Source organism: Photobacterium aphoticum (assembly GCF_001029435.1).
Lineage (GTDB): Bacteria > Pseudomonadota > Gammaproteobacteria > Enterobacterales > Vibrionaceae > Photobacterium > Photobacterium aphoticum.
This window is the reverse complement of record NZ_LDOV01000028.1, coordinates 39961-52898: the sequence shown is the minus strand read 5'-3', so window position 1 is coordinate 52898 and position 12938 is coordinate 39961. Positions and strand designations below refer to the sequence as shown.

Here is a 12938-nt window from a genome sequence, read left to right as displayed (position 1 = left end):
AATTGTTAAAGAACGTTGACTCAGCGCAGTGCGCCGTGTCGAGGCTGCGTATCTTACCACCGCAAACCTCACTGTCAACAAGAAATTTGAAATTAATTTTTATCAAACTCTCTTGCGACAAGGCTTGAGCAAACAAAAGTTTTTGTTTTGAGGTTTATTCAACCTTCTCTCATCCAAGGCCAGCAATTCTTCATCAAAACACTCACCGAGTCAAGCTCAAATGAGACAGAAAATATTACCAGCAATTCACCAACAAGTTATACACAGCTTGTGTATAGCTTACTAAGAAGCTGTCCCTGTTGATGTGGTCGCATTATAGAGAGCACTTGCGATATAGCAATTACTTTTACTCTAGAAAACACACAACTGATGGCATTCACGGCATAAAGGGAGCAAAAAAGACAATGTAGCTAAAATACCCGCACCGCAGTGATGATTAATTCGACGTTCAGTGGCTCTGCAGGCTTTAAAGTATAGTTGAGTGTCCGTCTTTTGCTGCAAAGATAGGGGGAAGTCCCCCCCTATCTCTATATCTGCAAACGGTGCTTTATCTTGGCAGGGAAACAACAAAGAAAGGATTTAACAGATTTTCACGTTGGTAGTGTAAGGGTTCGCCATCAACCGTTAGGACCTGCGCGCCCGCACTCTCCGCGATACACTGCCCAGCAGCAGTATCCCACATCATGGTAGGCCCCAGCCTTGGGTAATATTGCGCACGACCTTCTGCCACTAAACAGAACTTCAGGGAAGAACCGACTTCCGCCATTTTATGCGTACCCAGTTTGTCGAGGAATTCACTGAGCCCCGCACTCGGGTGAGAACGACTGCCTACCACTGTCGGTACTGTGGCGGGTCTGGTTTTGATTGGCTCCTTGCCCGCCTTCGTCACTAACCAAGCTTGTTTACCATTACCCAGCCAGCTTTTATTTAAAGCAGGGGCATGGACAACGGCCATGACAGGCTTGCCTTGTTCAATTAAAGCGATGTTAACGGTGAATTCACCGTTCTTACGTAAAAACTCTTTGGTTCCATCTAACGGGTCCACCAGCCAGAAGCGTTCCCAAGACTGACGCGCTTCCCATGTGGAGTGCTCAGACTCTTCAGACAAAACCGGAATATCCGGAGTTAACGCTGCCAGCCCTTCAAGAATGATCGCATTCGCCGCCAGATCTGCTTCTGTCACAGGGCTATGATCGGCTTTTTCTGCAATCTGTACCTGCCCATGGTATCGGGCCATGATTGCTTGCCCTGCACTTATTGCGATTTCATAAAGTGCATCAAGTTGACTTCCCACGCGTCTCACTCCTTGTGATTATTCAACAATACTCCGCTGTTTGAGCGAAGCTAAACATTGGTCAACCAATGCATCGACCGAGACATTCCCGGCCTGAAGGTGAATTTCTGCTGCCTCAGGCTGTTCATATTCTGCATCAATGCCGGTGAAGTGCTTAATTTGACCTGCCCGCGCTTTTTTATACAACCCCTTGGGATCACGCTTTTCACATTCTTCCAGCGGGGTATCAACAAACACTTCGAGGAACTCTCCTTCCGCCAACATATCCCTGACCAGTTGTCGTTCCTGACGATGGGGAGAGATAAATGCACTAAATACAATCAATCCCGCATCCGCCATCAGCTTAGCCACTTCTCCGATACGGCGAATATTTTCACGTCGATCTTCGGCTGAAAAACCGAGATCTTTGCACAGCCCATGACGGACATTGTCACCATCGAGCAAATAGGTGTGATACCCCAGAGCAGAAAGGCGTGTTTCCAATGCCCCCGCTACAGTCGATTTCCCGGCGCCACTCAGACCGGTAAACCACAACACACAAGGCTTTTGTTTCTTTTGCTCAGCGCGGAACGCTTTATCAATTTGGTGTGAATGCCACACAACATTCTCATCGTCATGTGACTGCACTGCTGTCGTCATCGCCAACTCCGTTTGTTTTGAATCATTAAAAAGGGAACAACTGTGGGATCAGGGATAACACCACCACTGAATAGACACAGGAGATCGGTAAACCTATGCGTAAATAATCTTTGAGCTGGTAATTACCCACACTGTAAACCAGCAAATTGGTTTGATAACCATAAGGAGAGATAAAGCTGGCACTGGCACCAAACAGTATCGCCATAATGAAGGGCATCGGATCTGCCCCGTAACTGACCGCCAAGCTGTAAGCAATGGGAAAAGAGAGCGCAGCGGCCGCATTATTGGTAACTAACTCAGTCAATACCAGCGTCAATAAGTAAACCGCCACCAGCGCACCGTAGATCCCCCAGCCATCAAATGCCTGCATTAACATATCGCCCATGCGCTCTGATAAGCCACTCGAGAGCATCAATTGCGCCAATGACAGTGCCGAGCCCACTATCACCACGATATCGACCGGAAAACGTCGGCGTAATTCAGGAAACGTAATAATGCCCGTTAACACCAACACCAATAGATACGCGGCCAGTCCCTTGATGATTGGCACCCACCCCAACAACGCCGTACCGATCACGGTAGCAAAGCCCAATAACACCGCAATGCTCTTTTGGCTGTCGAGACGCGCACTGGAATCCAAGCCGTTGATCAGCACAAATTCACGATTCAGCTGCTGCTTCTTCTGCTCAAAAGTCTTGCCCGGTACCACTACCAGTGTATCGCCCGCATGCAATTCAATGTTACCCAGCCCTCCCGCTAAGCGTTCATGACCACGACGGATCGCCACCACCACACCATCAAACCGCTCACGGAAACGGACACTCTTGAGGGTTTTTCCGCGAATACCGGCTGACTGACTGACAATCACTTCCAGCATCGACTGCCCATTCATATGGTGCTGGCCAAATAACGTCAGTCCATTGATTTCCTGTAGCGTGGTGACACTTTCCACATCACCACAGAACAGCAACCTATCCCCAGCCTGCAAACGGGTATCCGGACAGACCGGCGCTACTGTTTTGCCATCCCGTAAAATCTCCGCCAAAAACAGTCGGCGCAAAGCACGCAAGCCATTTTCTGCCACCGTCTTACCCACCAAAGGCGACTGCATATCCACTTTGGCTTCTAGGAAGTACGGTAAGTCATCTTGCCCATGTTCATCGTAAACCGGCAATAAATAGCTCAACGGGATCAAAATGAGCAAGCCAATCACCAGCACCGCTAACCCTATCGAGGTCGGCGCAAAGAACCCCAAACTGGGTAAACCGGCATCTTCCACAAAACTGTTGATGATTAAATTGGTCGAGGTACCAATTAAGGTCAGAGTACCGCCTAAAATCGCGGTATAAGACAGCGGTAGCAGCAAACGCGACGGCGCATGACGCTGATTACGCTTTACCGCGCCAATCAGTGACACCACCACGGCGGTGTTATTGGTAAAAGAAGAAAGGAAGGCGGTGGACAATCCCAACTTGGCCACCACCGTCGACTGGCCACCATAGGAGATCTGACGGCCCACCCAACTGATCAAACGGGTTTTCTCTAACGCAATAGAAACAAGGATCAAAAGCACCAAGGTCAACAGTGATGAATTGGTGAAATTACCAGCCAACGTCTGTAAATCAATTAATCCGGCCTGAAAGCCGATAAACGCCGCCCCTGCAAAGAGATAGGCGGGCTTGATCCGTGACGTTAACAAGCAAGTCACGATCACTATCAGCATGGCGAGAACGATCCCTTGTTCCCATTGCATCATGATCACCCCAACAACTTACTGATATCCTTCGCATCCCAGTGTGGGAAATGCTTACGGATCAACGCATTCAGTTCAACTTCAAAGGCGGAAATATCGGTACGGCCTTCTGGCACAGGGGCTGATAAGGCTTCGCGGATCATCCCCGCCCCTACTGTCACGTTCGTCAAACGATCAATAATGATAAAGCCGCCGGTATCCGGGCACTGCTTATACGCATCAACCGCTATCGACTCGGTCAGGTTCAACTCACACAGGCCAATACCATTGAGCGGTAGGCTCTCCACGGAGAATGTCTGCAGATTATTGATATCCACCTGATGGCGAATTGCCGTAAACGTCCCGACGGTTTTCTTACCTGCCACTTTAATATCGTACTGACGACCCACTTCCAACGGTGATTCCGCCATCCAGACCACATCGGCCAGCAGTTGCTCACTCAGTGGTACCTCGCTTTGCGCCAAGACCAGCGTATCACCACGGCTGATATCAATTTCATCGGCCAATGTGAGCGTCACAGCTTGACCTGCAAACGCCGACGGTAGATCCCCGTCAAACGTCACAATACGCTCAATAGTGGATGTTTTACCTGATGGCAGCGCCTTGATGCTATCGCCGACCTTCACCGAGCCCGATGCGATGGTGCCGGCGAAACCACGGAAGTCGAGATTCGGGCGGTTAACGTACTGCACTGGGAAACGGAACTCACCGGCTTGGCGGTTACTGCTGATATCAACCGTCTCGAGCAAGGACAGCAGTGACTCACCGTCATACCAGGCCATCTTCTCGCTCAGATCCACCACGTTATCGCCTTCTAAGGCAGAAAGCGGCACCAGCTTGATATCAATATCGGCATTGAGCTTTTCCGCGAACGCTAAATAGTCATCACGGATCGATTCAAAACGCGCTTGTTCAAAGTCGACCAAATCCATCTTATTCACCGCCACCACAAAATGGCGAATGCCCAGTAGACTGGCGATATAGGAGTGACGACGAGTCTGATCCAATACCCCTTTACGAGCATCAATCAAAATGACCGCCACATCACAGGTTGATGCCCCGGTGGCCATATTACGGGTGTACTGCTCATGTCCCGGGGTATCGGCAATGATGAACTTACGCTGCTTGGTCGAGAAGTAACGGTAGGCCACATCAATGGTGATCCCCTGTTCACGCTCGGCTTGCAGACCGTCCACCAGCAGCGCCAGATCCGGTTTATCGCCGGTCGTGCCCACTTTCTGGCTGTCCGCATGGATCGCTGCCAGCTGATCTTCATAAATTTGCTGAGAATCATGCAGCAGGCGGCCAATCAAGGTACTTTTGCCATCGTCTACCGAACCACAGGTCAAAAAGCGCAGCAGAGATTTGTGTTGGTGTTGGTCAAGGTAGGCATCAATGCCCAGCTCAGCCACTTGTTGTTCAATTACGCTGTTCATTGTCTCTCCTTAGAAATATCCCTGACGCTTCTTCAACTCCATCGAGCCTGACTGATCATGGTCAATCGCCCGTCCTTGGCGCTCACTGGAGGTGGCCACCAGCATTTCTTCAATAATGCCCGGTAAAGTATCGGCCTCGGATTCAATGGCCCCGGTCAGTGGATAGCAGCCCAGCGTTCTGAAACGCACGCTCTTTTGTTCAATTTTCTCGCCCGGTTGCAGCTCCATACGGTCATCATCGACCATGATCAGCATGCCATCACGCTCAACCACCGGACGCACCGCCGACAAGTACAACGGTACGATCTCAATCCCTTCGAGCAAGATGTATTGCCAGATATCCAGCTCCGTCCAGTTCGACAGCGGGAACACTCGGATGCTTTCCCCTTTGTTCACCTGACCGTTGTAGGTTTTCCACAACTCCGGACGCTGATTTTTCGGGTCCCAGGTATGGTTCTTATCGCGGAACGAATACACACGCTCTTTGGCGCGGGATTTTTCTTCATCACGACGGGCACCACCGAAGGCGGCATCAAAGCCATGCTTGTCCAGCGCCTGCTTCAGCGCTTGCGTTTTCATGATATCGGTGTGCTTGGACGAGCCGTGGGTAAAGGGCCCAACGCCCATTGCTAACCCTTCTGGATTTTTGTGCACGATCAGATCAAAACCGTATTTCTCTGCCGTGCGATCACGAAAGGCGATCATCTCGCGGAATTTCCAGTCCGTATCGACATGCAACAACGGGAAAGGGATCTTACCCGGGTAGAACGCCTTGCGGGCCAGATGCAACATCACCGATGAATCCTTACCAATGGAATACATCATGACGGGGTTATCAAATTCAGCTGCGACTTCGCGGATAATATGAATACTTTCCGCTTCGAGCTGCTTGAGGTGGGTAAGTCGTTTCGGGTCCATTACTCTCTCCATGCTAAGCCAGCTTCACAACGGCCGTCGGCTGACGTGTCGCGCTCTGTAAAGGCTGTTCCTGCTTTCCGAACCAATGTAGTTTTTCTGAAAGGTTGACGACTTCACCGATCACAATCAGTGACGGCGATTCCGCCTGTTGAGCTAATTCTGCTAGGCCATCTAACTGACCTTTGAAGACTTTTTGCGCACGTTGCGTGCCACGTTCAATGATGGCGATTGGGGTGTCTGGGGCGCGCCCATGCTCTATTAACTGTAGTTGAATATCACGTGAGTTCATAAGCCCCATATAAATAACCAACGTCTGGTTACCACGGGCAAGTGTTCGCCAATCCAATTGCTTACCGTCCGGTTTCAGGTGCCCCGTGACGAACATGGCCGTTTGGGCGTAATCACGGTGGGTCAGCGGGATCCCGGCATAGGCGGTGGCCCCGGCTGCGGCGGTGATCCCCGGTACTACTTCAAACGGGATCTGGCGGTCAAACAGCACTTCCAGCTCTTCCCCGCCCCGGCCAAAGACAAACGGATCCCCGCCTTTCAGGCGAACCACGCGCTTACCCTGCTCGGCATACTGCACAATCAAACGGTTGGTTTCGGACTGCGGCACACTGTGAAAGCCCGCTTTCTTGCCCACACACACCCATTCGGCATCTCGGCGTACCAAATCCATCACGTCATCAGACACCAGATAGTCATACAGCACGACATCGGCCTGTTGCATCAACTGCAAGGCGCGTAGGGTCAGCAGGCCGGGATCGCCCGGTCCCGCACCAATCAGGGCCACTTCACCGCGATCTTCAATACCGTTAGAGAGATCTTCCAACGTCTGTTCGGCTTGAGCCAGATCCCCGGCGGCCACTTGTGAGGCAAAACGGCCTGAGAACGCCTGCTCCCAAAAACGGCGACGGGCTGAAAATGCAGTGACCTTTTGGGCTAAACGCGAACGGAAGCGACCGGCCATTTCTGCCATGGTGCCAAGATGATGCGGCAATAAGGCTTCGAGCTGCTCTCGCAACAAACGAGCCAACACCGGCGCTTTACCCGAGGAGGAAATCGCCACGATGATCGGGGAGCGATCCACAATCGACGGCACAATAAAACTGCAGCGTTGCGTGTCATCCACCACATTCACCAGCACCTGACGCTGATTGGCTGACTGGTACACTAAGGCATTGAGCGCCTTACGCTCCGTGGCGGCGATAGCCAGAAAGATCCCATCGAGATCCTCGGGTTGAAAAGTCTCCCCCAGATAATCAATCTGATTTTCTGCAATGGCGTGCTGAAACTCTGCGGATAACTCAGGCGCTATCACTTTGACATCCGCCCCTGCCTTTAACAGCATGCGCGTTTTACGCCAGGCAATCTCGTTGCCTCCCACGACCAAGCACGGGCGGCGTTTTAAATCAGCAAATATCGGCAAGTAATCCATGTTTCGGTGCCCCACAATCTCCATCAGTTAGAAGCACTATAGAGGCGGGGGGATATGACCTGAAATTCTAAAATTTCATTTTTTATTCCAAAAAGTTCGCGTTAAAGGGTCGTATCGTGATTTAGATTTTTGCATCCCAATCATAGGGTGAAAGCGACATTACGCAGCATTCTGACCTGTCGCTATCCCTTCCCTTTCGATGGGTTAGGCTTTTTTTGACTATGCTATGCCTTATTCACCTAGTCTGACGGTGTCTGTTTTCCCTTTGTTTGCCCGTTATTGGTTGGCCGTTTCCTCCACGGCTCGCCCATACACGCTGAAAAACGAGAGCTAATACACAATACCGCTATGCCATCACGAAATATTGCCCGTAGTTTTGTTACCTTATGCACGCTTTCCTGTTCCTATTCATCATGGAGTCAATCATGAAGTTACCCGCGCACCCTTTGTCTATCGCGATCCTGGGCGGCCTACTGACGCTTGCCGGACCGGCGACAGCGGAAACCATCAAACTTCGTATTCTAGAAACCACGGATATCCACACCAATGTGATGGATTACGACTACTACAAAGACAAGCCAACCCTGAAAACCGGTTTGGTGCGTACGGCAACACTGGTCAAAGAAGCACAAGCGGAAGTGATCAACAGTGTGTTGGTTGATAACGGCGATTTGATCCAAGGTAGCCCGATGGGCGACTACATGGCAGCCAAAGGCCTGAAAACCGGTGACGTTCACCCGGTCTACAAAGCCATGAACCAGCTGAACTACGATGTGGGTAACCTGGGTAACCACGAATTCAACTACGGCCTCGACTTTTTGAACGCCTCTTTGGCCGGTGCGAACTTCCCTTACGTGAATGCTAACGTGTACGATCTGAAAACCGGTAAGAACCTGTTTACGCCGTACATCATCAAATCACACACCTTCAAAGACACCGACGGTGCCGAGCACGAAGTGAAGATCGGTTACATCGGTTTTGTGCCACCGCAAATCATGGTGTGGGACAAGAAGAACCTAGAAGGCAAAGTAGAAGCCAAAGACATTAAACAAACCGCTGAAAAGTTTGTGCCACAAATGAAAGCAGAAGGCGCAGACATCATCGTTGCGATCCCGCACTCTGGTGTGTCGTCTGATCCGTACCAGGTGATGGCTGAGAACTCGGTGTACTACCTCACGGAAGTAAAAGGCATCGATGCGATTGCCTTTGGTCACTCTCACGCGGTATTCCCAAGCAAAGCCTTTGCGAATCTGCCAAATACTGACGTAGAGAAAGGCACCATCAATGGCGTAGCCGCTGTGATGCCGGGCCGCTGGGGTGATCACCTGGGCGTGATGGACTTGGTGCTGGATAAAGACGGTGACAGCTGGAAAGTCACCGCTGCACAAACCGAAGCGCGTCCTATCTTTGACAAGTACAAAGGCAAGCCATTGGTTGAAGCCGATGCCAAGATGGTCGCCGCACTGCAGGACGATCATAAAGGCACCCGTGAGTTCGTGAACCAGCCTATCGGTAAAGCCAGCGATGTGATGTACAGCTTCCTGGCCTTGGTGCAAGACGATCCAACGGTACAAATTGTGAGTCTGGCGCAGAAAGACTACGTTGAGCGCTTCATCCAGGGCGATCCGGATCTGGACGGTATTCCGGTACTGTCTGCGGCTGCACCGTTTAAAGCCGGTGGTCGCGGTAACGATCCAACGAACTACACCGAAGTGGAATCCGGTCAGCTGACCTTCCGTAATGCGGCGGACTTATACCTGTACCCGAACACCCTGGTGGCAATGAAAGTCACCGGTAAAGACGTGAAGGAATGGCTGGAGTGTTCTGCGGGACAATTCAACCAAATCGACCTGAACAGCACAGCGCCACAAGGCCTGATCAACTGGGACGGTTTCCGTACGTACAACTTTGATGTGATTGACGGTGTGAACTACAACATCGACATTTCACAACCAGCCCGTTACGACGGCGACTGTAAGCTGATCAACAACAAAGCATCACGTATTAAAGATTTAACCTTTAACGGTAAGCCGGTAGATCCAAACCAGCCATTTATCATCGCGACCAACAACTACCGCGCATACAGCGGCAAGTTTGCGGGCACCGGTGAAGCGTTTGTGGCATTTGCCTCGCCGGATGAAAACCGCACCGTGGTGGCCGATTACATCTCTCGCATCAGTAAAGAAAAAGGCCAAGTGGTACCAAGCGCGGATAACAACTGGCACTTCACCCCACTGAAGAGTGATAAGCCACTGACGATCACGTTTGAAACCTCACCAAGTGAGAAAGCGGCCCAGTTTATTAAAGAGAAAGGCCAGTACCCAATGAAGCAAATCGGTACCGACAGCGTGGGCTTTGCGCTCTACAGCATCGATCTGCAACAAAAGTAAGTCCTCTTTTACGTTACGCCTATCATGCCGTCGCCCTTGCGACGGCATTTTTTTGATATGCTGTTTGAAAACGGCTTTCAATGCCATGACCACCCCATTACCTACTCAAGACAACACTGAGGGCATTCCATGCAATCGGCCTTTTCGCATTTTCTTCAGCAACACGGCGCCGATCAGGCCACCATTGATCAGGCGCTGGCCGATGCCACGTTGCTGGAACTTCCAACCCGACATATTTTGCTGCATCAAGGCGAGCCGGTTGAACACGCCTTCTTTCTGGTTGATGGGATATGTCATGCCTGTTACCTGACCGAAAATGGCCGTCAGTTCAGCAAAGAGTTTTACTGGGAGCAGGAGATGCTGATTGGGTTTGAAAGCCTGACCAACGATGCCCCTTCCCCGTTTTTGCTGGAAACCCTGTCAGCCAGCCAGTTGGTGGCGATCCCCCTTTCGGTGATCAAACAATGGCGTGCACAGCATCACCCGCTGTACCAACACCTGCTGGAGCGCCAACTGCAATTTAAAGAGCACAAAGAGCGCTTCATGCTGTTGCACTCGCCGGAAGAGCGTTTCGCCCTGTTCGGTGAGCACTTTCCTGAGCTGTGCCAACGCATCACCGATCAACAATTAGCGTCTTATCTGGGGATCACCGCCACCAGCTTAAGCCGTATCCGTAAGCGCTTGGCACACGATGATGACAACCGTTAACAGCAGAAATAGTCACAACAGAAAAAAACCACAACACGCATAGCCCAGCTTTCTTATGATCAATTGCCTTTTGTAAAGGCCAGCAAAGTCAAACCCCATTATACTGAGCGCAGTCCCGCTCTTGATATCAAGGAATCCTCATGCAGTGGCAGTGCCTGCACTTTGAACAACTCTCCGTCCATCAGCTTTATGATCTGCTGAAGCTGCGCAGTGATGTGTTTGTCGTCGAACAAACCTGCGTTTACCCGGATCTCGATAACCATGACCGTCACACCGGCACTCGGCATCTGCTGGGCTACCAAGGCGATAAATTAGTTGCCTATTTACGCCTACTGCCGGCAGGGGTCACCTATGATCACATCAGTATTGGCCGTGTGGCCACCGCGCCCGACGCACGCGCGCAAGGCCTGGGCCACCAACTGCTGAGCCAAGGGTTGCAGGCAGCGGAGCAAGCATGGCCGGGGCACACCATTGAAATCGGGGCGCAATCGCACTTGCAGCACTATTATGGCCGCTACGGCTTTGTTGCCTGTTCTGAAGAATATCTGGAAGACGGTATTCCGCACATTGATATGCGCCTGAGCAAATCCGCTTAATCGGCAAGCACGGACAATAGATACAAAAAAAGCCACCGGACAAGGTGGCTTTTTCATTCATGGTCAGTCGTCCTGTATCGGGACGAGATCCTCACGACTGTTTAAGACAGGATTTACTGACGGGTACGGACAAACTTCCCTTCTGCATTGCGCGAGAATCCTACCGACTCCCCGTCTTTACCTTCAATCAGCAAGGCTTGCAGCTGGCCATCACCCGCCTGACGGTACAACAACCACTGTCCCGGTTTGATCTGGCTAAGCGGTTTGTCTTGGCCTTCAATCGCCGCCACGGCGTACAAATCGGACAGCGGCAGGGATTTATCCCGGAAGATATTGGCCAGCGTTTCACCGGACTTCACCTGGTAACGCTGCCAGTCTTTGCTTTGCGTCGCCTCCTGACGCACAGGCTTCGGTTGCGGTTTCACCTGTGGTGCCGGTTTGGCGGCGACTTCATCGCTCACATCCACCAGCGGGATCACGCGTGACTCACGCGGTAAACGAATAGGACGCTCAGGCGAGGCCGGCTCTTGACGCTCCCCCATCATTCGATCACCTGCCGCCACAGGCTCAGGGCGGGTATTGATATCCAGAGTAAGCTCACGACGAATCGGACCGTCATCGGGCAAGGCCGGCGGCTCACTCGGTAACAGTGCGACAATCACCATCACCGGCACCAAGACCATCAGCGCGCGGCGGTGAAAGGTCGGTAACCCCTGCCAGCGCGACCTGACAGGCGCGACTTTTTCCAGACACGCGGCTTTCATTCTGCCCAAGACGGCTTTATCCAAGGCAATACGGGGCCATGAGAACTCACTTTGCTTCTTTGAACGGCGTTTGGCCTGTCCCATACTCAACTCTCCAGCGCTTTCCAAATCACGCTATCAATCGACAGCTTGTTACAATGGTTTACCCTCGGGGGGAGAAACTGTTATCCTGCTTGCTTTATTCACTCTACCAAAGAGATGACACCATGTCTGACGTAAAATTGGATACAGTAGAAACTAAAGCAAGCTACGGTATCGGCCTACAAATGGGCCAGCAGCTAGCACAAAGCGGCCTAGAAGGTCTAAACGTAGCTGCTATCGCTAAAGGTATCGCAACTTCTCTAGCTGGCGAAATGCCAGAAATCGAAGTTGATGACATCAACAACGCACTGCGTGAACTACATACTCAAGCAGAAGCGGCACGTCAAGAACAAGCTAAAGCAGCGGCTGCAGAAGGCGAAGCGTTCCTAAACGATAACGCACAACGTCCTGAAGTAACAGTAACCGAATCTGGCCTACAGTACGAAGTACTGGTTGAAGGCAACGGTGAAATCCCAACTGCAGACAAGCAAGTACGTGTTCACTACCACGGTGAGCTAACTGACGGTACTGTATTCGACAGCTCTGTATCTCGCGGCCAGCCAGCTGAGTTCCCAGTGACTGGCGTAATCAAAGGTTGGGTTGAAGCCCTACAAATGATGCCTGTGGGTTCTAAGTGGAAACTGTACATTCCTCAAGACCTTGCATACGGTGAGCGCGGCGCAGGTGCAGCGATCCCTCCATATGCAGCACTTGTGTTTGAAGTTGAGCTTCTAGACATCCTGTAAGTCATTCGACTTATCGACAAAACGGCGCTTCGGTGCCGTTTTTTCTTTCTGCCCCCAGTCAGACACGCTTTCCCTATCCTACCCAAGTTTACACCTGCGATTTCCCCTATTTACACCTTCATCATTTTTTTGCATTTTAATTTGGTATCCTAGCCACATTCCTGACTAGTCTTAC

General features: G+C 51.3%; 11 protein-coding genes. 4 read left to right on the top strand and 7 right to left on the bottom strand.

Annotated elements, in window-relative coordinates; translation table 11 throughout:
* Positions 1 to 547: 547 nt before the first annotated feature.
* The 6 genes from cysQ to cysG are packed head-to-tail and all read right to left on the bottom strand — an operon-like array spanning position 548 to position 7478.
* Positions 548 to 1294, bottom strand: coding sequence for a 3'(2'),5'-bisphosphate nucleotidase CysQ (gene cysQ, locus ABT58_RS16075; protein WP_107205193.1), 747 nt, complete (start codon positions 1292 to 1294; stop codon positions 548 to 550).
* An 18-nt stretch (positions 1295 to 1312) separates the two neighbouring features.
* On the bottom strand, positions 1313 to 1933 hold the full coding sequence (gene cysC / locus ABT58_RS16070) for an adenylyl-sulfate kinase (protein WP_047875457.1): 621 nt from the start codon (positions 1931 to 1933) through the stop codon (positions 1313 to 1315).
* A 25-nt stretch (positions 1934 to 1958) separates the two neighbouring features.
* Positions 1959 to 3686, bottom strand: coding sequence for an SLC13 family permease (locus ABT58_RS16065; RefSeq protein ID WP_047875461.1), 1728 nt, complete (start codon positions 3684 to 3686; stop codon positions 1959 to 1961).
* 5 nt (positions 3687 to 3691) lie between these two features.
* Positions 3692 to 5122 (bottom strand): sulfate adenylyltransferase subunit CysN, encoded by a 1431-nt coding sequence (gene cysN, locus ABT58_RS16060; RefSeq protein WP_047875456.1) that lies wholly within the window; start codon positions 5120 to 5122, stop codon positions 3692 to 3694.
* 9 nt (positions 5123 to 5131) lie between these two features.
* On the bottom strand, positions 5132 to 6040 hold the full coding sequence (gene cysD, locus ABT58_RS16055; RefSeq protein ID WP_047875455.1) for a sulfate adenylyltransferase subunit CysD: 909 nt from the start codon (positions 6038 to 6040) through the stop codon (positions 5132 to 5134).
* Between the two features lie 13 nt (positions 6041 to 6053).
* Positions 6054 to 7478 (bottom strand): siroheme synthase CysG, encoded by a 1425-nt coding sequence (gene cysG / locus ABT58_RS16050; RefSeq protein WP_047875454.1) that lies wholly within the window; start codon positions 7476 to 7478, stop codon positions 6054 to 6056.
* Between the two features lie 425 nt (positions 7479 to 7903).
* Between cysG and ABT58_RS16045 the strand changes: the two genes are divergently transcribed.
* The 3 genes from ABT58_RS16045 to ABT58_RS16035 all read left to right on the top strand — a co-directional run bounded on the left by ABT58_RS16045 (position 7904) and on the right by ABT58_RS16035 (position 11172).
* Positions 7904 to 9868, top strand: a complete 1965-nt coding sequence (locus ABT58_RS16045) for a bifunctional 2',3'-cyclic-nucleotide 2'-phosphodiesterase/3'-nucleotidase (RefSeq protein ID WP_047875453.1) — start codon at positions 7904 to 7906, stop codon at positions 9866 to 9868.
* A 129-nt stretch (positions 9869 to 9997) separates the two neighbouring features.
* The gene (locus tag ABT58_RS16040) at positions 9998 to 10576 is read left to right on the top strand and encodes a Crp/Fnr family transcriptional regulator (RefSeq protein ID WP_047875452.1); all 579 of its coding nucleotides are present in this window, start codon (positions 9998 to 10000) and stop codon (positions 10574 to 10576) included.
* 140 nt (positions 10577 to 10716) lie between these two features.
* The gene (locus ABT58_RS16035; RefSeq protein WP_047875451.1) at positions 10717 to 11172 is read left to right on the top strand and encodes a GNAT family N-acetyltransferase; all 456 of its coding nucleotides are present in this window, start codon (positions 10717 to 10719) and stop codon (positions 11170 to 11172) included.
* 113 nt (positions 11173 to 11285) lie between these two features.
* Here the strand turns inward: ABT58_RS16035 and ABT58_RS16030 are convergent, their stop codons facing one another.
* Complete coding sequence (locus tag ABT58_RS16030; protein WP_047875450.1) at positions 11286 to 12020, bottom strand: LysM-like peptidoglycan-binding domain-containing protein; 735 nt, start codon at positions 12018 to 12020, stop codon at positions 11286 to 11288.
* A 122-nt stretch (positions 12021 to 12142) separates the two neighbouring features.
* Here ABT58_RS16030 and ABT58_RS16025 point away from each other — a divergent pair, with 122 nt between their 5' ends.
* Positions 12143 to 12763: a BamJ family beta-barrel-assembly machinery protein gene (locus ABT58_RS16025; protein ID WP_047875449.1), complete on the top strand. Its 621-nt coding sequence runs from the start codon at positions 12143 to 12145 to the stop codon at positions 12761 to 12763.
* Positions 12764 to 12938: the final 175 nt, after the last annotated feature.